This is a genomic window from Mariniflexile sp. HNIBRBA6329, assembly GCF_043558645.1.
Lineage (GTDB): Bacteria > Bacteroidota > Bacteroidia > Flavobacteriales > Flavobacteriaceae > Mariniflexile.
Genome location: NZ_JBIFXS010000008.1, coordinates 1 through 25,117, shown reverse-complemented (window position 1 = coordinate 25,117; position 25,117 = coordinate 1). Strand labels below are relative to the sequence as shown.

22 protein-coding genes are annotated in these 25,117 nt (G+C 32.9%); 10 read left to right on the top strand and 12 right to left on the bottom strand.

Going from position 1 to position 25,117, the window contains the following annotated elements; all coding sequences use genetic code 11:
* Positions 1-43 precede the first annotated feature (43 nt).
* Together ACGK9U_RS10370 and ACGK9U_RS10365 are read right to left on the bottom strand one after the other, a co-directional pair.
* Positions 44-901 carry a DUF3667 domain-containing protein gene (locus ACGK9U_RS10370; RefSeq protein ID WP_394466306.1) on the bottom strand — a complete coding sequence of 286 codons (858 nt, stop codon included), beginning with the start codon at positions 899-901 and terminating at the stop codon, positions 44-46.
* Between the two features lie 15 nt (positions 902-916).
* A complete protein-coding gene (locus tag ACGK9U_RS10365; protein ID WP_394466305.1) occupies positions 917-1,081 on the bottom strand; it encodes a hypothetical protein in 165 nt (54 codons plus the stop codon).
* A 234-nt stretch (positions 1,082-1,315) separates the two neighbouring features.
* Between ACGK9U_RS10365 and ACGK9U_RS10360 the strand changes: the two genes are divergently transcribed.
* Entirely contained in the window at positions 1,316-1,963 is a 648-nt protein-coding gene (locus ACGK9U_RS10360; protein ID WP_394466304.1) for a hypothetical protein, read from the top strand.
* A 285-nt stretch (positions 1,964-2,248) separates the two neighbouring features.
* Positions 2,249-3,430 carry a hypothetical protein gene (locus ACGK9U_RS10355; protein WP_394466303.1) on the top strand — a complete coding sequence of 394 codons (1,182 nt, stop codon included), beginning with the start codon at positions 2,249-2,251 and terminating at the stop codon, positions 3,428-3,430.
* Between the two features lie 101 nt (positions 3,431-3,531).
* On the opposite strand, the gene ACGK9U_RS10350 is transcribed toward ACGK9U_RS10355, so the two are convergent.
* From ACGK9U_RS10350 to ACGK9U_RS10335, 4 genes are all read right to left on the bottom strand, one after another.
* Positions 3,532-4,992, bottom strand: a complete 1,461-nt coding sequence (locus ACGK9U_RS10350) for a polysaccharide biosynthesis C-terminal domain-containing protein (protein WP_394466302.1) — start codon at positions 4,990-4,992, stop codon at positions 3,532-3,534.
* Entirely contained in the window at positions 4,993-6,273 is a 1,281-nt protein-coding gene (locus ACGK9U_RS10345) for a glycosyltransferase (protein ID WP_394466301.1), read from the bottom strand.
* An 81-nt stretch (positions 6,274-6,354) separates the two neighbouring features.
* Complete coding sequence (locus tag ACGK9U_RS10340) at positions 6,355-8,796, bottom strand: YfhO family protein (protein ID WP_394466300.1); 2,442 nt, start codon at positions 8,794-8,796, stop codon at positions 6,355-6,357.
* 29 nt (positions 8,797-8,825) lie between these two features.
* Entirely contained in the window at positions 8,826-9,101 is a 276-nt protein-coding gene (locus ACGK9U_RS10335; protein WP_394466299.1) for a DUF4834 family protein, read from the bottom strand.
* Positions 9,102-9,257: 156 nt separating this feature from the next.
* On the opposite strand from ACGK9U_RS10335, the gene ACGK9U_RS10330 reads away from it, so the two are divergent.
* Positions 9,258-10,256, top strand: a complete 999-nt coding sequence (locus ACGK9U_RS10330) for a transporter (protein WP_394466298.1) — start codon at positions 9,258-9,260, stop codon at positions 10,254-10,256.
* 21 nt (positions 10,257-10,277) lie between these two features.
* Positions 10,278-11,396 (top strand): GTP cyclohydrolase, encoded by a 1,119-nt coding sequence (locus ACGK9U_RS10325; RefSeq protein ID WP_394466297.1) that lies wholly within the window; start codon positions 10,278-10,280, stop codon positions 11,394-11,396.
* A 50-nt stretch (positions 11,397-11,446) separates the two neighbouring features.
* On the opposite strand, the gene ACGK9U_RS10320 is transcribed toward ACGK9U_RS10325, so the two are convergent.
* The 3 genes from ACGK9U_RS10320 to ACGK9U_RS10310 all read right to left on the bottom strand — a co-directional run bounded on the left by ACGK9U_RS10320 (position 11,447) and on the right by ACGK9U_RS10310 (position 16,152).
* Complete coding sequence (locus ACGK9U_RS10320) at positions 11,447-12,706, bottom strand: aminotransferase class I/II-fold pyridoxal phosphate-dependent enzyme (protein ID WP_394466296.1); 1,260 nt, start codon at positions 12,704-12,706, stop codon at positions 11,447-11,449.
* Positions 12,707-12,961: 255 nt separating this feature from the next.
* Positions 12,962-14,002, bottom strand: a complete 1,041-nt coding sequence (locus ACGK9U_RS10315) for a PLP-dependent cysteine synthase family protein (protein ID WP_394466295.1) — start codon at positions 14,000-14,002, stop codon at positions 12,962-12,964.
* 83 nt (positions 14,003-14,085) lie between these two features.
* Entirely contained in the window at positions 14,086-16,152 is a 2,067-nt protein-coding gene (locus tag ACGK9U_RS10310; RefSeq protein WP_394466294.1) for a S9 family peptidase, read from the bottom strand.
* Between the two features lie 73 nt (positions 16,153-16,225).
* On the opposite strand from ACGK9U_RS10310, the gene ACGK9U_RS10305 reads away from it, so the two are divergent.
* Positions 16,226-16,549 carry a YbaB/EbfC family nucleoid-associated protein gene (locus ACGK9U_RS10305; RefSeq protein ID WP_394466293.1) on the top strand — a complete coding sequence of 108 codons (324 nt, stop codon included), beginning with the start codon at positions 16,226-16,228 and terminating at the stop codon, positions 16,547-16,549.
* Between the two features lie 22 nt (positions 16,550-16,571).
* Here ACGK9U_RS10305 and ACGK9U_RS10300 read toward each other — a convergent pair whose 3' ends face one another.
* Complete coding sequence (locus tag ACGK9U_RS10300) at positions 16,572-17,594, bottom strand: threonine aldolase family protein (protein ID WP_394466292.1); 1,023 nt, start codon at positions 17,592-17,594, stop codon at positions 16,572-16,574.
* A gap of 95 nt (positions 17,595-17,689) precedes the next feature.
* On the opposite strand from ACGK9U_RS10300, the gene prfB reads away from it, so the two are divergent.
* The 4 genes from prfB (at position 17,690) to ACGK9U_RS10280 (ending at position 22,434) form a co-directional block, all read left to right on the top strand.
* A protein-coding gene (gene prfB, locus ACGK9U_RS10295) for a peptide chain release factor 2 (RefSeq protein ID WP_394466291.1) occupies positions 17,690-18,800 on the top strand; the annotation gives its coding sequence in 2 pieces (ribosomal slippage) (positions 17,690-17,752 and positions 17,754-18,800; 1,110 coding nt in all).
* Positions 18,801-18,842: 42 nt separating this feature from the next.
* Entirely contained in the window at positions 18,843-19,460 is a 618-nt protein-coding gene (locus ACGK9U_RS10290; RefSeq protein WP_394466290.1) for an HAD family hydrolase, read from the top strand.
* A complete protein-coding gene (gene arsC / locus ACGK9U_RS10285; RefSeq protein ID WP_394466289.1) occupies positions 19,460-19,801 on the top strand; it encodes an arsenate reductase (glutaredoxin) in 342 nt (113 codons plus the stop codon). Before ACGK9U_RS10290 ends, arsC begins: the two co-directional genes overlap by 1 nt.
* A 98-nt stretch (positions 19,802-19,899) precedes the next feature.
* Positions 19,900-22,434 (top strand): TonB-dependent receptor domain-containing protein, encoded by a 2,535-nt coding sequence (locus tag ACGK9U_RS10280; protein ID WP_394466288.1) that lies wholly within the window; start codon positions 19,900-19,902, stop codon positions 22,432-22,434.
* Positions 22,435-22,531: 97 nt separating this feature from the next.
* Here ACGK9U_RS10280 and ACGK9U_RS10275 read toward each other — a convergent pair whose 3' ends face one another.
* Entirely contained in the window at positions 22,532-22,708 is a 177-nt protein-coding gene (locus ACGK9U_RS10275; RefSeq protein WP_394466287.1) for a hypothetical protein, read from the bottom strand.
* A gap of 93 nt (positions 22,709-22,801) precedes the next feature.
* Positions 22,802-23,443 carry a peroxiredoxin gene (locus tag ACGK9U_RS10270; RefSeq protein WP_394466286.1) on the bottom strand — a complete coding sequence of 214 codons (642 nt, stop codon included), beginning with the start codon at positions 23,441-23,443 and terminating at the stop codon, positions 22,802-22,804.
* 187 nt (positions 23,444-23,630) lie between these two features.
* Between ACGK9U_RS10270 and fumC the strand changes: the two genes are divergently transcribed.
* Positions 23,631-25,028, top strand: a complete 1,398-nt coding sequence (gene fumC, locus ACGK9U_RS10265) for a class II fumarate hydratase (protein ID WP_394466285.1) — start codon at positions 23,631-23,633, stop codon at positions 25,026-25,028.
* The last annotated feature ends 89 nt before the right edge of the window (positions 25,029-25,117 follow it).

Below are 25,117 nucleotides of genomic sequence, written 5' to 3'. Positions count from 1 at the left end.
ATTACAGCCCTTCTTTTATTAGAATTTCTAAAGAATTGAAAAATCAATAAAACATGAAAGTAGCCAGTCCTACCATAATAATGGCAAAAGGGATCACAAATAATAGAAAAGTAAATGTGGTAACAGTAGTTTTTAAAAAAGTCAAAAACCAACCCTGTCCATAAAATCGTTTTAGGGCCAAAAGCAAATAAAAAAAAGTAGAAAGTATAACTATGGTAGTTACAAAGGATGGTAACTTAAAAATAAAATCAGCTATCATTAATAAACTAAATGCCATAAATAAAATCGAAAAAAAATAAAAACTGAATACCAAGTGATGTGGAAAACGACCTCTTTTAAAATAAAGTAGTTTTAATATGAGTGCAAAAATAGGAAGCAGAATAAACATAGCAATGGGAATACTATCGTAAAAAGCTTGTAAAAGAGAACCGCCGTCACGTTGCTTATAAAATTTGAGCATTTGCGAATAGAATTTTCTGGTAATATAACCAGCGTCATCATTCATGCCCATTGCTCTATAAATATCTTCTTTTGAAGCATTTAATTTTATTAAGGAATCTACTTCTTTCTTATGGACAAAATCAAAAGCGCTAACGCTGTTTAGTTCTTTTTGTTTTTCTGAAGTGGATATCGAATCCAACGCATCCATTCCTTTGATTTCAAATCCTTCTATATTTTTCAATTTATCATTTAACTCTTCAATATTTATTGTATCCAATGTTTTTATGGCTTTTATGTCTTCTTTAAAAACCTTATTTACATTTTCAACTTGAGTTCTACTTATAAACGAAAACAAAAAGAAAAACAACACAGAAATAAACAAATACATTTGGGCAGGATGCAAATACAATAATCTTTTCCCTTGAATAAAGCGTTCTGCCAAATAACCAGGTTTAATCATAAGCGGGATGAAACTTTAAAAAAATCGGGCATCAACTGAAAAATAGTTGCTAATGGTATTATAGAATAAAACACTTAAAGTTAAATCTTCGTTAGATTTTTGTCCACAGTACGGACAAAACTGAAAATCTTCTGCAAATTTTTGTTCGCAATTTGCGCAAGTAGTTAGCTTTTTTCTCATTGAGATGATTAGTTTATATAAAAATATACATTTTTTAAATAAAAACGTTAATCAATCTATATTTACATAACTAATTGTTATTCAAATTTTTAAAAGTTAAAAGTGTTTTCGTTTTTACATAAAGAATTGTTAAATAAACTCAAACTATTTTTTTGGCACGCATGTTGAAAATTTGAACGGTAATAGCGAATGCCGAAACGCGTAAAAGTAGGCAGAACATTAAATATTTGAATTATGAAAAGAATAGTACTTTTATTTGCAGGTATGCTAATAGGATTAGCAACTGCATCAGCAACAGAATTAGACAATAGCAATGAAGGAAACGATATTGATATTACCAAACGTTACCGTTATGCACAACCCATAGTATTTGTAGAACGCGGTGTGGAGTTTTTAATATTCCCTGATGGTAGTTTTGATTTTGATTTTAAATACAATAACACTTATTACAACTCAAATTCTAGAAGAAATACCATAAACGCTTCATATAATGGGCCGCGAGTAAGTATTAACTATTCTACAGCTCATGAAGCTAATAGATATATTTCACGTGATAGAAATGGTATTATTAGAAGTATAGGCGATGTAAACTTAAATTATGATAGATATGGTAAAATAACGCGAGTTGGTTCTGTATTTATAGATTATGGTAGAGGCAAAAACGCCACATTAGCACAAGTAGGTGGTTTAAGGGTTAATTATAACCATTGGGGAGAAATTGTTTCAATTCGTGGGGTTGTTAACCAATACAATCGTTTTAACGATTACCATATAGACAACCATAGTGCTTATACTAGTAGCAACAATTATTATCATACTGATTCCAATTATTACTATCACAAGCATAATGGCAAAATCAAAAAACATAAAAAAATTAAATAGTTTTTTATTAGTTAGTTGAATAAATCCCAAAACGCTTCGTTGTGTTTTGGGATTTATTGTACCATTTAATATGAAACCTAAACGTATGTGTCATTTGGAATGATGCTTTAGGTTTAAAACAAAATTTAGAAAATGTTTTTCAGAACTTTTGCATCACTTTCTCTTTTTTTATATCTGAAAAAAATAATTTTTATTTCACTGATTTACAAATACTTAAAATCTAACCTTGTTTTTTGGCACGCTGTTTGTAATTACCTAATCGTATAACAATTAATACCCACAATCATGAAAAAGTATATATTCTTATTAGCCGGTTTAATCCTTACAGGGTTTACTGTTAATGCAGCCACAATCAATCCAGAAAACACAACAACTATTGACAACAGAGGTTACGGTAACTCTTTCATTTTTGTTGAAGACGGTATTGAGTTTTCGGTGTTCCCAGATGGCCAATTCGATTTTAATATCTTAAGAGGTAATTCCAATTTAAATGTTTCTATTGGTTCGCCTCATGTAAACATCAGTTTCAACTCGGGGTACGATTATAATGCTTATGTTCAGTATGATGAGTTTGGAGCCATCATTCAAATAGAAAACACACCTATTTATTATGATTATTACGGACGTGTTTCACAAGTAGGCAACGTAAATATAAACTATAACAACCGTGGGTATGTTACTCGTGTAGGTGGTTTGTATGTGCACTACAACAATTACAATGTGATTTCACACTATACAGGATATATAAATGTTTATAACAGACATTATGTTTACAGACCTTGGCACCGTTATTACAGTGTTCCTTCATACGATTACTGTGTAGTTTACAACAGACCTTATAGACAATATTATACACCTGTGCGTTATGTTTACAACAGACCATTTTATAACAATTACAGACCAAGAACAGCTATTTATAGCAGACGTGGTGAAACCATTTCCAGAAACAGAAGTTATGCTACCGCTTACAGAAGTGATAAAAATAGAACACAAATAAACAGACATGCGACTTCTAGATATGAAGTTTCAAAAAATAATGATAACGGAAGACGTTACGATACTAATAGAGGTAACGATAGAAATTATCAATCTTCTAATAGAACAGATAGTAGAAGAGATTATTCAAACAACAACATATCAAGAAGTAATTCTCAAGCAAACAATAATAAAGTAACCAGAGAAAACGTTAATAGAACTGTTATTCAAAATAACAATACAAGAACAAATGATGTAAGACGTACGAGAGAAAATACTGTTACACAAAAACCAAATAACAATAATACTCGTACATATACTAAAAGCAATAGCACAAACAGAAGTACACCACAAGTAACACAGCGCACGACAACAAATACAAAACGTACTGTTACTAGATCGACTCAAAGTAAGCCAATGGCGGTACAAAGTAGAGGTAATTCTGGAAATAATAATTCAAGATCGGAATCTACATCAAGAAGACGATCATAACAAGTTTGGTTGGTTAGTTTGGAAATCCCTGCAATAAGTTTGCCTCAAAGCAACATTGTGGGGGTTTCTGTTTTATGTAACTACGCACGCAGGAATCTCAGCTAATTAAGAAATCTCAAATACTTTTTTATAACCACCGAAATATCTTCTGAAACATTCATCCTCAAAATAATTAGAACATAAAGTATTGTTGCTAATATCGATTTTAAAGCGATATTTATGATAGGATGAAAAGGAAATTCCCAAAAGTAAAAAAGTAAAACACTCAGCACTATCAACCCTAAAACCTTAGCGGTGTCTTTGTTGAAAGGCATCATATTAAACTTCACTTTAACAAAATAAATTTTAATAGTATTATAAACACACACAGCTAAAAAAGTTGCAAAAGCCGACCCATTAATACCAAACATGGGAATAAATAAAATGTTTAGAAATATGGTCAACACCGTTAAAATAACACCAAATAACAGCACCATTCTGTAATAATCACTATTAAACAATACCACATTGTTACAACCCATCAAACAATCGTAAAGTTTGGCAATTCCCACTAAAAAAACCACCAATAAGCCACCACTAAACTCCTTGGGAATTAAAAGGTACAACGTATTGATATTAATGATAATAATAAGAAAAATGAACCCTCCTATAATAAACAGGGTTTGCGAGCTTCTTACATATAAATCGTTAAGCGCTACTTTATTTTTATCGTTTAAATATTGTGCTGTTAATGGCTGAAGAATTTGTTGCATAGAGCGTGATGGCACCACAATAACCGTAGCAATATAAATAGCAACCCCATAATAAGCCACTTCTTGAATTGGGATATACATGCCCAACATAAACGAATCGATATCCAAAATAATAGTGGCAACAGAACCGGCTATAATAATGAGCGATGCATATTTTAAAATAGCACCCAACCCTTCAATTCTGTAAAACTTCAACACCGGAAATTTGATTGTGAAGGCGTACAATTTCATGATAATCATTCTAATAATGTAAACCCAAACCACACCAACAACAAATTGTTCTACATCAAGCCATTCGAAATACACTGCAAACAATAAAAGCATCACACCTACTCTATGAAATACTTCTTTCATAAAATTACCAAACACCGTTTGTAATTGCGTTTTAGACCATGCAAAAAACACTTCAAAATAGGCCATGGCTAGTGCCGAAACAAAAATGTACCATACATAACCTTTTACAATCTCATTTTTTTGCGACAACAACTCACCAATAGCTTCATAAGTAAAACAACCTATGAAACCAATAGGAATAATCATGGCTAAAGGCAAAAACAGCATCAAGGTTAAAAAACTGTTTAGGGAATTTTTAGTTTTAAAAGTTGAATAGAATTTTATAATGGTATTATGTGCTCCAAAAGCCATTAAGGGCATCACAATATTGGCTGTAGATAATATAAAGGCCACCAAGCCATAATAAACATCGGAAATAAAATAGGTGTACAAAAACAAGGTGTTAAGTGCACCAATACCAAAACCTAGATAGGTTGAAACGGTGTTTTTAAACGATTGTGATGTTACAATACCCATTTATATTAATTTCGACAATGCTTCAGTAAGTGACTTCCGGCTGTATTTTTGCAATCCAATTGGATATACTTGTAAAGCATTTTCTTGATATAATTTATAATGCTCTAAGATAACAGTTTTTAAAGAATCATAATCCTGATAATTAAAGTAGTGTCCCGTATTGGTTTCTTTTATTATTTTTTCGACATCTGAATCGTTTGGACCTATAGCAATAATGGGTCTGTTAGAAACCATATATTCAAATAATTTCCCAGGAATAATACACTTGGTGTCCTCTGAATCTATTTCAATCAACAATAAAATTTGTGATTTTTTTTGAAACACAATTGCTTCTTTGTGTGATACATAACCTATGTTATTTATACAGTCACTTAAATTATATTTTTTAACAGAATGAAGCACATCATCACTTACAAATCCAATAAAATTAAGTTGAAAATCTTTTGAAAAAGATTCATTTTCAGCTATTAAATCACCTAATACGCGCCATAAAATTTCTGGATTTCTTTTTGATAATAATGAACCTATGTGCGACAAAGTAAATTTTGAATCCATTTCAAACGGTGCAACAGCTTCGTAATCATAGCCATTTGTAATAACTTCAATAGGCTTATTTGTTAATTGCTGAAACTCTTTTTTAGTAACAAAACTGGTAACAATAAGTTGGTCGGCAGTATTTAAAACCTGCTTTTCTAAAGCCTTATGTTTTGCTTTTGAAGCCTCGGTAAGCATGAGCTCTTTATGGTACCCAATGGTAGTCCACGGGTCTCTAAAATCGGTTATCCACTTCACTCCTAGTTGTTCTTTTAATTGTAAACCAATTAAATGCAAACTATGTGGTGGCCCTGTAGTAACAATGGTTTCTATGTTTTCTTTTGAAATATATTCTGAAAGAAATGCTACCGATGGTTTTACCCAAGCCTTACGGGCATCGGGAATGAAATAATTCCCTCGAATATAAAGCATGACTTTTTCAATAAAACTTTGGGTTTTCTTTTCAGAAATAATGCCTTTACTAATGGTTTTTGATGTTTTTTTTGAAAATAACCCCGCTAACTTATAAGGTTCGTTTATGGGTTGCTTTAAAATGGTAAGATTGCTTGCAACCTCTGTATTTAAATTAGCATCAACAATAGGATAATTAGGATTCTCAGGAATGTAAACAATAGGTTCTATATTGAAATCTGGTAAATATTTTACAAATTTTAACCAACGCTGTACTCCTGGACCTCCTGCAGGTGGCCAATAATAGGTAATGATGAGTACTTTTTTCTTGTTCATTTTTGTCATTCCTGCGAAATCAGGAATCTAATAATAAATAATAACATTCTAATGGATTCCTGTCTTCGCAGGAATGACAATCTATTTCTTTTTGAATTCGTAAAACAAACCACCTAACAATAATAACCCAAGTAAAATAGAACTAGCTAAAGCAATCCCGCTACCTGTTTTAACAACATCGGGATCAAATTTAAACTCAACAGTGTGCTTACCTGCTGGAATTTCCATACCTCTTAAAGTGTAATTGACACGCATATGCGTTGCACCCTTTCCATCTATAAACGTTTTCCAACCATTACCATAATAAATTTCAGAAAACACAGCAAAACCATCGTTTGTATTATTGGTTTCGTATTTTAAATAATTTGGTTTATAGGAAACAAGTTTTATAGTCGCTAAAGAATCAACTTTATAATTGTTTTTCAAATTTTTGTAAACCGTTGCATTGTAAACGGCCTTGTTCTTATTATCTAAACTATCCAAGGCTTTAATTTCTTCATTTGAAGAACTTACTTGTTTTAGCTCCTTAACAAACCACGCATGTCCATTGGCTTGATCGTTTTCATATGGAAACAAATTCCCTTCGTTATCTTGTGCGATAAGATACTTTGTGTTAAGCATACTAAGCACGTTTATGTTATTCTTAGCAACATAAAAATCGAACAGTTCACTGTATCGTTTTAATTCTGCAGCGTTATAGCCGTTCAATGAATTATGAAAATAAGAAGGTTTTGCAGCCCCTCCAACCAAATCGAACACGCGGTAATAGCCTTTATCTTGTAATATGTAATTGTCAACCTCGGTAGCTTCAAAAGGTTTGTTTACCTCGATAGCCGAAACAAAATCATCATTATTCACATAGCGTCTATCTACACCTACCAAATCGAATAAAATAAGGATTCCAAAAGCTACCACTACCCATTTTTCTTTCAGTTTATCCTGTAAATACATATAAATAGCACCTGCTGAAAGCAACACTAAAATCAGGGTTCTTAACGTATCTGTTGTGAAAATGGATTTTCGATCTTTTTTTAAAGCATCAACAAAAGCATCACCGTAATTTTGGCGATAAAAACCATCGTTCACGCCAACAAAATCAAACAAGGATGATTTAAACAATAAAAATATTAGTGCCAGCCCTCCTGTTATAATAGCCGAATATTTTAAAGCCTTTAGTTTTTCTTCTTTCTTTTCAAAATCATTAAACAATCTTACCAAACCGAAAATTGCCAATACAGGAATACATAACTCTAATATAACTTGAATGGATGTTACGGCTCTAAATTTATTGTAAAACGGAACAAAATCAATAAAGAAATTAGTAATTGGGTTACTATCCGGTTGAGGATTCGTTAAAAAAAGCCAATTTTTGCCTAATGACAAAATCCAAGAAAGAACTGTTCCTCCAACAAGCCACCATTTTAGGCGTCCTTTCACTAAAAACAAAGCAAATACAAATAAAAACAGAACCACAGCTCCAATATATGCCGGAGCTTCCACAATAGGTTGGTCGCCCCAATACATGGGTGCGCGTTTCGCTTCTTGGGCCGCTTGGGTTGTGGTAGCGCCTAATTTTCTAAAAGCTTCGTAAGTTGCAGAGTCTTTACCAACATCTTCACCATTACCACCACCCATAAAGCGAGGAATGAACAAGTTAAAGGTTTCAGCAAATCCATAGCTAAATTGAGTAATATAGTCTCTATCCAACCCTGAAGTAGCTTCTTTGGGCGAACCGTCTGGGTTAATGGTTAATTCACTTTTTCCTCGTGTACTTTCTTTAACGTATTCTTGGGTTGCCAATACATTTGTTGCGTTTAACGCTATTGCCAAAACTACAGCCCCTACTAAAATACCAACGGTTTTAAAAAAATGAGGCAGTTCTTTCTTTTTATAAGCATCAATTAAATACGCAATGCCTAAAACGAGAACCAATAACATTAAATAGTAAGTCATTTGAAAATGGTTTGCCACCATTTCGAGTCCCATGGCAACAGCGGTGAGTAAAAACCCTGCCACATAACGTTTTTGAAAGGTTAGTAGAATACCACTTAAAACCAATGGCATATAAGCAATAGCATGCGCTTTACTATTGTGCCCTACGCCCAAAATTATTATCAAATAGGTTGAAAAACCAAAAGCCAGTGCGCCAAGCGTTGCTAATTTAAAATCGACTTTCATTACTAATAAAAGCACATAAAAGCTTAGGAAATATAGAAACAAATAATCGGCAGGTCGTGGCAAAAACCGCAATACAGAATCTAATTTTTTAATATAATTGTGGGGATATTTTGCTCCTAATTGATAGGTTGGCATACCTGCAAAGGCACTATTGGTCCAATAGGTTTCTTCACCAGTGGCTTCCCTAAAATCGTTTTGCTGCTTGCTCATGCCAATATATTGCATGATATCGCTTTGAAAAATTTGTTTTCCTTGTAAAACAGGATTAAAATATGCTAATGAAATAATAACAAATCCCAGAATAACTAGAATATGAGGAAGTAGCTTTTTTATTGAAAACTGCATGAAATTATATTAAAAAGAATGTTGTGAAATTAGTCAATTTCTTCATAATCCACATATTCACCAACATCTTTATTTGAAGTTTTAGTATTTGGAATTTTATCAATGGTCACTTCACCTTCTTTTTTTGGCTGTTGCTGCTGGGGTCTCTGCTGAAATTGACCTCCAAATTTTTCTTCGGCTTTTTTAGCTATATATTTTAAAAGTAAAGGTGCAAAAAGTCTTGAAAGAATCTTTAATCCATAATAAATAAGAAGTATAATTAATATGGTTCTCACAAAACCAGTTACAGATGCTTGTTGTAACATAAAAAATAATTTTTAACAAAAATACAATTCTATACGCTTAAAAAACGTTCAAAAATGATAAAAAAAGTATAAAATATCTATATTTGAAAAGCCTTAAGTAAGTATTTTTTTAATCATCAGTAAATAAAATATTTTACAACAACTAAAATCATCATTATGAACCCAATCAAACCTACCTTATTTTTTTTACTAAGTTTAATAACCACTCAAGCCTTTTCGCAATACACCGATGTTATAAATTCCAATAGACCGGGTGTCTCTAGAAGTGCCTATTCCGTTGGTACTAATGTTGTTCAATTTGAAGTTGGTCCTTATATGATAAAAGAAAAAAGAACCCCTGCTACTAGCTATGATATTGATGGTTTTGGTGTTGATTTTGCTGCAAGATATGGTTTGTTGTGGGAACAATTAGAGCTTAATGTTGAAGGCTCTTTTCAAAGCGATACCAAAACTTATACATCTAATATCTTGGCAGAAGACAAACGTGCCAATTTTAAATTTTTAACCGTTGGTGCAAAATATTTGGTGTACGATCCCTATAAAAATTCTGAAAACGAAAAGCCAAATTTATATAGTTGGAAAGCAAACCATCGCTTTAAATGGAAGACGTTAATTCCCGCAGTATCAATTTATGCAGGTGCAAATTACGACACAGAAAACAATCCTTACACAGCTCAGGGCATTGAAGGTTTTAGTCCAAAAGTAATGATAGCAACCCAACATAATTTTAATGGCGGTTGGGTATTTGTTATGAATTTTATTAAAGATAGAATTGGAACCGACCAATCGGACTTCCAGTATATTTTAACTTTAACGCACTCCTTCAGTCCTAAATGGGCCATATTCGGTGAGACACAGGGTATTAAAAGTGATTTTTATGCCGATAATTTATTTAGACTTGGAGGCGGGTATTTATGGAGTAAAGATTTTCAGTTAGATACCGCAGTAACATTCAACACAAAAGACACACCATCGGTTTTTGGCATTAATTTTGGCATGTCATATCGATTGGATTTCCATAAAGACAAAGAAATAGACAATGGTACTTCTGCTAAAGACGAAGGAGAAAGAAGAAAAAACAAGTCTAAAAAAACAACCGACGTTATAGAAGAGTATAACAAGAAACAAAAACGAAAAGATCAAAATTTCAACTAAAAAGATTTACGACATTACTAAATGATTTCAATAAAAGAAGTAAAATCAAAAAGCGATTTAAAGGCTTTTGTAAAATTTCCATTCAAACTATATAAAGACTCAAAATACTGGGTTCCCCCTATTATTAGTGAAGAACTAAAAACCTTCAACAAAAAAGAAAACCCTGTTTTTAATGATGCTGAAGCTAAATTATTTTTAGCCCTTAAAGATGATGAAATTGTGGGTCGTGTAGCGGCTATTATAAATTCATTAGAGGTTGAAAAACAAGGTGTAAAAAAGATGCGCTTCGGTTGGTTTGATTTTATTGATGATTTAGAAGTTTCTCAAGCACTTTTCAATCAAGTAGAAACCATAGGAAAAGAACATGGGCTGGAATTTACCGAAGGTCCTGTAGGGTTTTCAAACTTAGATAAAGTAGGTGTTGTTACCGAAGGTTTTGATACCATTGCTCCTATGGTTACTTGGTACAATTTTCCTTATTATGCAAAACATTACGAACATGCGGGTTATGCTATAGAAAAATCGTATTCTGAAAGCAGGTTTCCTTTTGAAAATGTAAAACCAGAATTCTTTTTTAAAGCGCAAGAACTTATAAAGAAACGCTATCAGCTTAAAGCATTAAAGTTTACAAAAACTAAAGAAGTTATGCCTTATGCCGATAAAATGTTTGATTTATTTAATGAAAGTTATGCTTCATTATCATCTTTCGTCGCTATTACAGATATTCAAAAAGCTTATTTTAAAAAGAAATTCATCAGTTTTATAAACCCTGAATATATTAAGTTTGTTGTAGATAAAGATGATAAACTTATTGGTTTTGCCATAGTAATGCCGGCATTTTCCAAAGCGTTACAAAAAATGAAAGGAAAACTTTTTCCTTTTGGATTCAGACATGTTTTGCACGCAAAAAAGCATAGCAAAGAAGTAATTTTCTATTTAATAGGTATTCATCCAGAATATCAAAACAAAGGTGTGCATGCCGTTATTTTTAACGAATATTACAATACATTTAAAGAAAAAGGTATTGAAACCTGTATTCGAACTCCCGAGTTAGAAGATAATTATGCTATTCACCAAATATGGAAACATTTTAACCCTGAAGTTTATAGACGCCGAAAGACATTTAGGAAAGATTTATAAAAAAAAAAGAGCTTCAAACGAAGCTCTTTTTTTTACAGTATGTTTATCAACTACTCACCCATTGCAGCCATAACAGCAGCGGATAAGCGTTGGTAAGTTCCGTTTTCTAAACGTGTTCTAATAGCATCAAAAGCATCTAATGTAATATTAACATCTTCTAATGTGTGTGTAGCTGTAGGTATTAACCTTAGTAAAATTAATCCTTTAGGTATTACAGGATAAACTACTATAGAACAGAATATTCCAAAATTTTCACGCAAATCTTTCACCAAAGCCATTGCTTCTGGAATACTTCCTTTTAAATACACTGGAGTTACGCAGCTTTGTGTTGTTCCAATATCAAAACCTCTGTCTTTAAGTCCAGATTGTAAAGCATTTGTATTTTCCCAAAGCTTGTTTTTTAGTTCCGGCATGGTTTTAAGCATCTCTAAACGCTTTCTTGCCCCAACAACCAATTGCATTTGTAACGATTTTGCAAACATTTGCGAACGCAGATTATATTTTAAATAATCCATTATTTCTTTATCACCTGCAATAAACGCCCCTGTCCCAGCCATAGATTTGGCAAACGTAGCAAAATACACATCTATATCATCTTGAACACCTTGCTCCTCACCAGCACCAGCACCAGTAGCGCCTAAGGTTCCAAAACCATGTGCATCATCTACTAAAAACCTGAAATTATATTTCTTTTTAAGAGCAGCAATTTCTTTAAGTCTACCTTGTTCTCCTCGCATTCCAAAAACACCTTCAGAAATTACAAGAATCCCTCCGCCTGTTTGTTCTGCCATTTTAGTAGCTCTATCAAGATTTTTCTCTAAACTTACAATATCGTTGTGTTTGTAAGTAAAACGTTTCCCCATGTGCAAACGTACACCATCAATAATACAAGCGTGCGCATCTACATCATAAACGATAATATCATCTTTCGAAACTAAGGCATCAATGGTAGAAACCATTCCTTGGTAACCAAAATTCAATAAGTAAGCGGCTTCTTTACCAACAAACTCAGCTAATTCATTTTGAAGTGTTTCATGCAAATCGGTATGACCAGACATCATTCTAGCTCCCATAGGATACGCAGAACCGTATGCTACACCAGCTTCTCCATCTACCTTTCTAACTTCAGGATGGTTCGCCAATCCTAAATAATCATTTATACTCCAAGTAATAACGTCTTTTCCTTGAAATTTCATCCTGTTAGATATATTTCCTTCTAGTTTTGGAAACACAAAATACCCTTCAGCTTGAGACGCCCATTTTCCTAACGGACCTTTGTCTTTATAAATCTTCTCAAATAAATCTTTCATTTATTATAAATCTTATTGCTATTAAAATTAAGACTTAACTATTAACTTGAAGTAGTTTAAAAAATTCAAAAAACACCTATTAAAGTGTTTAAACAAATTCTTCTATAGCTTTTTAGTTCTTAGTTAGTTCGTGCAAAATTAAATATTTATATTGTTTGTACATAATTTTTAGTGTTCAATTATTTATAAAATAAAAAAAGAGATAACTTTTTGTTACAAAACAAATGTTACCTCTTAATTATGTACTCGATTTTATTATTTTATGTACTCGATTTTTTGTACTGCGGCTTCGTTCATACTATCAAAGAAACCTTGTTCTTGCATCCATTTATCGCTATATACTTTACTCATATAACGGGAGCCGTGATCTGGAAAAATCACTACAACATAATCATCTTCTTTAAACACGTCTTGTTCACCAAGTTGTCTAAGTGCTTGGGTTGCAGCACCAGATGTATAACCTACAAAAAGTCCTTCGGTTCTTGCTAATAATCTAGCAGTGTGCGCACTTTCTTCATCGGTAACCTTAACAAACTCATCAATAACATCAAAATCTGTAGCCGAAGGGATTAAATTTTTACCTAAACCTTCAATTCTGTATGGATAAATTTCTTTTTCGTCAAATTCTCTGGTTTCATGATATTTTTTAATAACCGAACCAAAGGCATCAACACCAATAACTTTAATATTAGGATTTTGTTCTTTTAAATATTTTGCAGTTCCAGAAATAGTACCACCAGTGCCGCTACATGCAATAAGGTGTGTAATTTTACCTTCGGTTTGTTTCCAAATTTCTGGACCTGTAGATTTATAATGGGCATCTATATTCAGCTCGTTGAAATACTGATTGATGTATACAGATCCTTTCATCTCTTCATGCAATCGTTTTGCAACTTGATAATACGATCTAGGATCATCGGCACTTACATGCGCTGGACACACATACACCTTTGCTCCCATAGTTCTTAACATATCTATCTTATCAGCCGAAGATTTAGAACTTACCGCCAGCACACAATCATACCCTTTAATGATACTTACCATAGCAATACTAAAACCTGTATTACCAGAGGTCGTTTCTATTATAGTAGAACCTGGAGTTAAAATACCTTTTCGCTCTGCTTCCTCTATAATGTATGTTGCGATTCTATCTTTGGAAGATTGTCCTGGATTGAAAGATTCTACTTTTGCGTAAAACTTTCCTTTGAATTTTGAAGCGACTTTATTAAGTTTAATAAGCGGTGTATTGCCTACTAAGTCTAATACATTATCAAAAACTTGATTTCTGTGTCTCATAAATGCCTTTTAGGGAAGTTACTGTAATATTAGTGAAAATATTTGTAACTTAAAACCTGACAAAAGTAAAACTTTTTTTTTTATTAACCATGAATTCCTTCCAAATCTAACAAAAAGGCATATTCCAAAGCCACTTCCTTTAAGCTTTCAAAACGCCCTGAAGCCCCACCATGCCCCGCATCCATATCGGTATGCAATAGTAATTTATTAGTATCCGTTTTTAATTCTCTAAGCTTTGCAACCCATTTAGCTGGTTCCCAATATTGGACTTGAGAGTCGTGCAAACCAGTTGTAACCAACATATTAGGATAGTTTTTAGGTTCAACATTATCGTATGGTGAATAGGATTTCATATAATTATAATACTCCAATTCGTTAGGATTTCCCCATTCATCGTATTCGCCGGTTGTTAAAGGAATAGTATCATCAAGCATAGTGGTTACTACATCTACAAAGGGAACTGCTGCAAGAACCCCATGGTACAATTCAGGATTCATATTAATAACCGCACCCATTAATAAACCTCCTGCGGAACCTCCATAAGCATACAGATGATTTGGCGACGTATATTTTTGTTCGATTAAATATTTAGAACAATCAATAAAATCATAAAACGTGTTTAATTTATTTAGAAGTTTTCCGTTTTCGTACCAATCTCGACCTAAATATTCTCCACCACGAATGTGTGCAATGGTGTAAATAAACCCACGATCTAGCAAGCTTAATCGGATGCTTGAAAAAGACGGATCTATAGTTGAACCATACGAACCGTAGGCATATTGCAATAATGGATTATTACCATCTAATTTTATACCTTTTTTATAAACCAAAGACATAGGCACTTTTACACCATCGCGTGCTGTTGCCCAAACTCGTTTCGATTCGTAATTTTCTTTTTTGAATTTACCTCCTAAAACTACTTGTTCTTTTTTAATTTCGCTTTGTTTCGTTTTAAAATTATAGTCAATAACCGAACTTGGCGAGGTAAGTGAATTGTATGAATAACGCAACACGTTACTATCAAAATCAGGATTATTACCTATATAAGTAGTGTAAGTTTCACTTTCAAAAGGCAAATAGTAGTCTTCTGCCCCATTCCAGCTTATAATTCTAAGATTGTTTAGTCCGTTTTCACGTTCATTCACAACCAAATAATCTTTAAAAATCTCGATATCTTCCAATAAAACTTCTTTTCGGTGCGGAATAACATCTTCCCAATATTTCTTTTCTGTTGTAAGTTCGTTTGTCTTTAATAATTTAAAGTTTGTTGCCCCATTACAGTTTGAAATGATATAGAAGCTATTTTCATAATGCGCAATACTGTATTCCAAGTCACGTTTTCTTTTTTGAAATATCTTGAAATCGCCATCGGGTGTATCTGCATTTAAAATTCTGTATTCTGAAGAAACTGTACTAGATGAGCCTATAATGATATATTTTTTTGACTTTGATTTATACACAAACGTGTTAAACGTCTCATCGGCTTCATGAAAAACCTCTGTATCTTCGTTAGTATCAGTATGTAATTTGTGTTTGAATATTTTATGTGAACGAAGGGTAACTTCATCCTTCATACAATAAAACAAGGTTTTGTTATCATTAGCCCAAGTAGAACTGCTTGTGGTATTTAAAATTTTATCTGGGTAAATTTCACCTGTAACCAAATTTTTAATTTGAATGGTATATTGCCTTCTTCCAACAGTATCAACTGCAAAACTAGCCATGGTATTGTCAGGACTTATAGACATGCTTCCTAAGTTAAAAAAAGCAAAGTCTTTTGCCATGTTGTTACAATCAAAAAGAATTTCCTCTGGCGCTTCCAAACTGTCTTTTTTACGCGTGTATACTGGGTAATCTTGCCCTTTTTCATAACGAGTTATATACCAATAACCATTTAATTTGTAAGGAACCGAGGTGTCATCTTCCTTAATTCTACCTTTCATTTCTTCAAATAATGCTTTTTGAAAGGCTTCAGTATGTTGCATAACGTATTTTGTATAAGCGTTTTCAGTATTCAGATAATCAATCACTTCTGGGTTTTCCCTATCATTTAACCAATAATAGTTGTCAATCCTAACATCTTTATGCTTTGTTAGTTTTTTTGTTTTCTTTATTGCTTGAGGTATTTGAACCATGGATTTTAAAGACATATTTATTCTTAAATTAGGGCTGCAAAAATATAAAAATTAAATAGCTTTGTGGTAAATTATAAATTATAAAATTATGTTTGGAGATATGATGAATATGATGGGGAAACTTAAAGAAACCCAGCGAAAAGTTGAAGAAACAAAAAAGCGTTTAGATACTGTTTTAATTGATGAAAAAAGCAACGACAATAAACTTAAAATTACATTAACTGCCAACAGAACCATTAAATCCATTGATATTGATGAAAGTTTGCTTGAAGATAAAGAACAACTTGAAGACTACTTAATTTTGACTTTGAATAAAGCAATCGAAAAGGCTACTAACGTAAATGAAACGGAACTTGCTGCCGTTGCAAAAGAAGGCATGCCAAATATTCCGGGTTTGGATATGTTTAAGTAGTCTTCTTAGAGTTTTAGACGGTTTAGACAATTAGGTTTTTCAGAATTTCTAGAAATTTTTCATGCATGGCATCGGTATAATCTAAATGTGTAACGATGCGCAGTTTATTGGTACCCATACCTATAATATGAACATTTTTTTCTGAGAGTTTTCGAATGAATGCTTTTTCATTAACATCTGTATTCAATTCAAAAATAACAATATTGGTTTCAATAGGTTCAACAGTTTTTATAATAGATAATTCAGAAAGCATCTGCCCTATTTCCCTAGCTTTGTTATGATCGTCAACCAATCTATCTATATTGCTATCTAAAGCATAAAGTGCGGCAGCAGCTAAATACCCAGCCTGCCGCATGTTACCACCAAAAACTTTTCGGATTCTGATGGCATTTTTCATAATAGTTTCATCGCCCACCAAAACTGAACCTACAGGACAACCCAAACCTTTACTGAAACACACCGAAATGGTATCGAAAACTTTACCATATTGCTCAGTAGTTTCATTTTTTTCAACCAACGCATTCCATAATCGAGCCCCATCTAAATGAAACCCTAATTTATTTTCAACACAAACATTTTTTATTTTTAGGATTTCATTAAAATCCCAACAAGAACCTCCACCTCTATTGGCTGTATTTTCAATTTCAACCAAACGCGACGGACTGTAATAATATGCTTCCGGATTTATAACATCCAAAACCTGTTGCGCTGTAAACATCCCTCTTTCTCCATCAATCAACTTACAGGACACACCACTATTAAACGCAGCACCTCCTGATTCATAATTATAAATATGGGCATATTTATCACAAATTACCTGATCGCCTGGGCTTGTATGCAATTTTATTGCCGTTTGGTTTGCCATCGTGCCGCTGGGAAAAAACAATGCCGTTTGTTTACCAAACATTTTGGCAATATGTGTTTCCAGTTGATTCACGGTTTCGTCTTCCCTAAAAACATCATCACCCACTTTAGCATGCATCATGGCCTCTAACATGGCTTTTGATGGTTTTGTAACGGTATCGCTTCTTAAGTCTATTGTCATATCTAAAAAATATAAGTAAAGCTATAAAATTATATTTAAGAATTGTTTTCTGCTCCTACTATAAATCCTATTTTTGTTCAAAATAATAATGAGCTATGATTACTTCAGATCAAATCAAAAATCTTAATACCCGCCTAGACAAACTTAGGCACTATCTTTGACGTAGATAGAAAACTTATTGAAATACAAAACGAAGAAGAAAAAACTTTTGACCCCAATTTTTGGAACGATGCCAAAGCTGCCGAAGCTATTATGAAATCGCTTCGTGTGACTAAAAAATGGGTTGAAGACTACAATAAAGCCAAAACACTTACCGAAGATTTAGAGGTACTTTATGAATTTTATAAAGAAGGTGATGCTACTCCTGAAGATGTTGAACAGCAATATGATAAAGCATTCACATTATTGGAAGACATCGAATTTAAAAACATGCTTTCTGATGAAGGAGATAGTTTGAGCGCTGTACTTCAAATAACTGCTGGTGCTGGTGGTACCGAAAGTTGCGATTGGGCAAGTATGCTTATGCGTATGTACCTAATGTATGCCGAAAAAAGCGGATTTAAAGTAAAAGAACTCAACTTTCAAGAAGGTGATGTTGCTGGTATAAAAACAGTAACTTTAGAAATTGAAGGTGATTTTGCTTTTGGTTGGTTAAAAGGCGAAAATGGCGTACACCGTTTGGTGCGTATTTCTCCATTTGACAGCAATGCAAAGAGACATACCAGTTTTGCTTCTGTTTATGTTTACCCGTTGGTTGATGATACGATTGAAATTGAAATCAATCCCGCCGACATTGAAATAACAACGGCACGTTCTAGTGGTGCTGGCGGACAAAACGTAAACAAAGTTGAAACCAAAGTACAATTACTTCATAAACCAACAGGGATTCAAATTCAATGTTCTGAAACACGTTCGCAGCACGATAACCGCTCTAGAGCACTTCAAATGCTTAAATCACAATTATATGAAATTGAGCTTCAAAAGCAATTAGCGCAACGTGAAGATATTGAGGCTAGCAAAATGAAAATTGAATGGGGAAGCCAAATTAGAAATTACGTGATGCAACCCTATAAACTGGTTAAAGACGTAAGAACGGGACATGAAACCAGTAATGTTGATGCCGTAATGGATGGGAATATTGGTCCGTTTCTAAAAGCATATTTAATGATGATGGGGCAAAAACAAGAAGACACTAACACTTTATAAATTTGGAAAAAGCCCTTCCTTTGGAGGGATTTAGTGAGGATTATGAAACAAATTGATACCGTAATTTTTGATCTTGGAGGTGTGTTAATCGATTGGAATCCTGAGTACGTTTTTCTAGACGCTTTTAGTGGCGATAGAAAAAAAATGGAATGGTTTTTTGAAAACATTTGTACAAGTGATTGGAACGAAAATCAAGATGCAGGCTATCCATTGGCTCAAGCTACTCAAGATTTGATTGATGAATTTCCAGAACACGAAAATTACATTAAACTATTTTATGGCAATTGGGAAAACATGCTTGGTGGTGCTATTGATGGCACCGTAAAAATTTTAGAAACCCTCATAAAATCTGGAAACTATAAAGTTGTAGCTTTAACCAATTGGAGCAACGAAACCTTTCCTATCGCTCAAAAACGTTTTGAGTTTTTAAGTTGGTTTGAAGGTATTGTGGTTTCTAGCGATGAAAAAACCAGAAAACCATTCAAAGACATTTATGATATTACCTTAAACAGGTTCAACATTACTCCTGAAAAATCAATATTTATTGATGATAACTTAAGAAATATTGAAGCGGCAAATGCTTTGGGAATAAATGGTATCCATTTTGAAAACCCAGAAAAACTCATTCAACAATTAAAAAACTATAATATACATCTATAATGATAAAAATACTTCACAATAACAGATGCAGTAAATCGCGATGCGGATTGGAATTTTTAGAAGACTCAGGAAAACCATTCGAAATTGTAAAATATCTTGAAGATAATTTATCAGCAAAAGAATTAAAAGAAATCATTAAGCTTTTAGGTATAAAACCCATCGATTTAGTTAGAAAAAACGAAGCCATTTGGAAAAGCGACTTTAAAAACAAGATATTAACCGATGAAGAAATAATTGATGCCATGGTTAAAAACCCTAAACTTATTGAACGCCCAATAGTTATAAATGGCAACAAAGCAGTTGTTGGAAGACCTACCGAAAAAATTGCTGAAATCATCTAAAAACCCCCTAAAACCTTGTTTAAGTTAATTAACTTTTATTTAACAAAATCGAGTTAAACCATGGTTAGTTTTGCAAGTCTAATTCGCAAAACGTAATTATGTCAAAATTTTCAAGCTTCATTTTCTTATTTTTTACTTTCATTTCTTTTGCATACGCACTACCTGAAAATGCCGAAAAAAACCTAACTATTACTGGAAAAGTAATAGATAAGGACACCAAAGAACCTTTAGAATATGCCACCGTAGCATTTTTTAGTAAAAAAGAAAACAAAATAATTGATGGAGGTATTACCGATTCCAATGGTAATTTTAGCATAAAAATTGAAGACGGTGTTTACGATATTACTGTTGAATACATTTCCTATAAAAAAATAACGATTTCAAATAAGAAGTTAGTGTCTGATGTAAATTTAGGCACTATTCCTTTAGAAATTGATTTTGCTTCTTTGGGTGAAGTTGAAATTATTGCAGAACGTACAACCGTTGAAATAAAGCTTGATAAAAAAATATACAACATTGGTAAAGATCTTACCACAGCTGGAGGTACTGTAAGCGATGCACTAAATAATGTACCATCAGTTTCAGTAGATATTAACGGTGGTATAAGCCTAAGAGGAAATGAAAACGTTAAGATTTTAATTAACGGAAAACCATCTGCTATGGCTGGTTTTGGAGATACGAACGTATTAAGCCAATTACCTGCTGAAGCTATTGAACGTGTAGAAGTAATAACTTCTCCATCAGCAAGATACGATGCTGAAGGTACTGCAGGAATTCTTAACATCATACTTAGACAAAAAGAAACTTTAGGTTTCAATGGGTCATTAAATATAACAGTTGGTAACCCTGATAATGTTGGTGTTTCAGCAAACATAAATTACAGAACCGAAAAATTCAATTTATTTTCTAATATTGGTTTTAGATATTTTGATTCTCCTAGAAATAGTATCAACGACACAAAATATTTTGATAGAATTATTAATGGTGTTACTTCAGCTCCAGAATTTGAAAGAATTAGAGAGGTTCAAAAAGTAGAACGCTTAAACAGAAACTATAATGCTAATGTAGGTATTGAATATTTTCTATCTACAAAAACATCGCTAACAGGTAGTGTTTTTTACAGATATGGTGAAGACAGGGATAAATCGCTTAACAATAGTAACCGTTTTAACGGTGGCAGCATCGTCGAACAGACCTTAAGAACAGAAAGACAAAGTGAAGATGGTAACAACTATCAATTTGCGTTAAATTACATCACTAAGTTTAATAATAGTGGTCATGAACTTACTGCCGATGTTCAATATGAAAAAGGAGATGAAAAACAATTCACCTTTTTTAATGAAGATTATATAACGACTAACCAAACGAATCCTGAGCCTTTTCAAATAGAAAATGTTTTAGAAATTCAAGATCAAAAGGAATCTTTATTTCAAGTAGACTATGTTTTACCGATAGGAGAAAACACTAGATTTGAAGCAGGTTATAGAGGTAATTTTGAAAACACTATCAAAGATTATACCTTAGAACAAGAAGACCTAAATACAGGTAATTTAGTTGTAAATGATACTATTTCTAATATATTTGACTACACAGAAAATGTGAATGCATTTTATTCACAATACGGAACAAAGTTTGGTGATTTCTCGTTTCTTTTAGGTTTACGCTTAGAAAACACACAATTAAAAGGAAACATAGATTCTGCACTGACAGATGAAGAATTAGAAGCATCTTTCGGTTTTCCTATTGATGTTGATTTTAATAAAAACTATTTAGGCCTATTCCCAACTTTAAACTTAATATATAATTTAGGAAAAGAAGGCGAAAGTGAAGAAAGCATAACATTAGGTTACAATAGAAGAATAAATAGACCACGCGGTTGGTTTATTAACCCATTCCCTTCTCGTTCTAGTCGTACCAACGTATTTCAAGGTAATCCTAATTTAAATCCAGCATTTGCTAGTGCTTTTGATTTAGGATATTTAAAACGATGGGACAAACTAACATTAACAACATCTGTGTATTACCAGCATGAAACAGATTCTTTTGAACGTGTCCAAGAAAATACAGGTGAGCAAACATCAGATGGTATAGATATTATAAGAACCATACCTATAAACCTATCTACAAACAAAAGAACTGGTGCAGAGTTTGGTATTCTTTACAATCCAAAAAAATGGCTTAGACTAAATACTAGTTTTAACTTTTTTCAGTTTGAAACAGATGGTGAGTTTAATGGTGTAGATTATAGTGCTAAAAATAATAGTTGGTTTGCTCGTTTAAGCAGCAAAGTAACATTGCCATCTAAAATAGATTGGCAAACTAATATGTTTTATAGAGGTGCAAGACAAGATGCACAAAGTGATAGCAGAGGTGTGTTTTCATTAGATTTAGCATTTAGTAAAGATATATTTAAAGATAATGCTACTATTTCACTTAACGTAAGAGACTTACTTAATTCAAACAAGTATAATTCCATAACAACAACTGAGTTTTTTCAAAGAGATAGTCAATTTCAATGGAGACAACGCCAAATAAATTTATCTTTAATTTACCGATTTAAACAACAAAAAAAATCACCAGACAGACAACGCGGTGGCGAAAACGGCGGTGCAGATATGGAGTTTGAAGGATAAAAACATAAGTTCTAATAACGCTCATGTTTAAATTAATAAGCACAAAAAAAGGGAAACAATTAAATTGTTTCCCTTTTTTTATAAAATATAATGCAAACTATGAGTTTTGACGTTTCGCCTTTTTCTCTTCTCTAATTTCTTTTAATCTTTCAATTAAAGCGCCACCTATCCAATAAGGAATTACAAACGTTAATAAGAAAATCATTAACCAAAAGCCTATTGTTAAAATGGTTAAAAAAGCTAAAAATCCTAAATATTGGTCAAAATCAAACATAATTGTAAGTATCTGTTAAAAAATCTTTCGCAAAGATAATGCAACGGTTTTTGTAAAACAATAGTTAAACCAAAAATTATTAACAGCCCGTTGTTAATCTAAATTAGGTTGCGGCGTCATCCGCAAATACGGCTTTATCTCTTTATGCCCTTTTGGAAACATTGCCGGTATTTCCTCATTTGTAATTGCTGGCGAAATAACCACATCTTCACCATTTTTCCAGTTTGCAGGCGTAGCAACTTTATGGTAAGCGGTTAACTGTAAAGAATCGATAACGCGTAATAATTCTTCAAAATTTCTCCCTGTAGAAGCAGGATACGTTATAATTAACTTTACTTTTTTATCATCACCTATAACAAAAACTGAACGCACCGTAAATTTATCACTGGCGTTTGGATGAATCATATCGTATAATTCAGATACTTTTTTGTCTTCATCTGCAATAATTGGAAAATTTACCGTAGTATGTTGTGTTTCATTAATATCGTTAACCCAACCTTTATGAGATTCTAAACCATCAACACTCAATGCAACTACTTTTACGTTACGCTTGTCAAATTTTGGTTTATATTTTGCTACAGTGCCTAACTCGGTAGTACAAACCGGCGTGTAATCTGCTGGATGCGAGAATAAAATTCCCCAACTATCCCCTAGCCATTCATGAAAATTAAAGTCTCCTTCGGTAGATTTTGCTGTAAAATTTGGAGCAACATCTCCTAATCTAATTGTTGCCATAATTATATACTATTTTTAGTAAAGTTAATAAATGTTTTATATCAAGCTAAGTTACCTAATTTTATTCAATTAATTAAAACGAAGGCGTTATAACTCTGTTAAAAAAAACTTGGAAAAACTAATAAATAACTTACTAATAAAAACCATAAAACAGTTAACTTTGCAACTTAAATTAAATCATTTTACGATGAGTTTTAGAATAGAAAAAGATACCATGGGCGAGGTAAAAGTACCTGCCGATAAACTTTGGGGAGCACAAACAGAACGCTCTAGAAATAATTTTAAAATAGGGCCATCGGCATCTATGCCTTTAGAAATAATTTACGGGTTTGCCTATCTAAAAAAAGCTGCTGCTTACACCAATTGTGAACTTGGAGTTTTACCAATTGAAAAACGCGATTTAATTGCTGCTGTTTGCGATGAAATATTAGCAGGAAAGCACGATGAACAATTTCCTCTTGTAATTTGGCAAACGGGCTCGGGAACACAAAGTAACATGAATGCTAACGAGGTAATTGCTAATAGAGCACAACAATTAGCTGGTAAAGTTATTGGTGATGGAGAAAAAGCAATTCAACCTAATGATGATGTTAACAAATCACAATCATCTAACGATACGTTTCCAACGGGCATGCACATTGCTGTGTACAAAAAAGTAGTAGAAGTTACCATTCCCGGGGTAAAACAACTTCGAGATACATTGAAGAAAAAATCAGAAGCATTTAAAAATGTTGTAAAAATAGGTCGTACACATTTAATGGATGCGACACCATTAACTTTAGGTCAAGAACTTTCTGGGTATGTAGCTCAATTGGATTATGGCTTAAAAGCATTAGAAAACACATTGCCTCACTTAAGCGAATTAGCATTAGGAGGAACGGCCGTTGGAACCGGTCTAAACACACCTAAAGGCTATAGTAAACGTGTTGCTGAATATATAGCCCAATTTACTGGACTTCCATTTGTTACAGCTCCAAATAAGTTTGAAGCGCTTGCTGCACACGATGCTATAGTTGAAACACACGGAGCTTTAAAGCAATTAGCTGTTTCTTTAAATAAAATCGCAAACGATGTAAGAATGATGGCATCTGGACCTAGAAGTGGTATTGGGGAAATTATTATTCCTGCAAACGAACCAGGAAGTTCTATTATGCCCGGAAAAGTAAACCCAACGCAATGTGAAGCTTTAACAATGGTTTGTGCTCAAGTAATTGGTAATGATGTGGCTATTTCTGTTGGTGGCTTACAAGGACATTATGAACTGAATGTATTCAAACCTGTAATGGCTGCAAATGCTATTCAATCGGCACAATTAATTGGTGACGCTTGCGCTAGTTTTAACGAGCATTGTGCTGTTGGTATTGAACCAAACCACGATGTTATTAAAAAGCTATTAAACAACTCATTAATGCTGGTTACTGCATTGAACACTAAAATTGGTTATTATAAAGCTGCTGAAATAGCAAATACAGCCCATAATAATGGTACTACCCTAAAAGAAGAAGCTGTTAATTTAGGCTATGTTACTGCTGAAGATTATGATGCGTGGGTAAAACCGGAAGATATGGTTGGTAGCTTAAAATAAATAACCCTATTATTGTCTAGTCCTAAATAACCGATACAGATTATTAAAGGATTAAATTTATAAATTAAAGCTGAACAATGTTATCATTG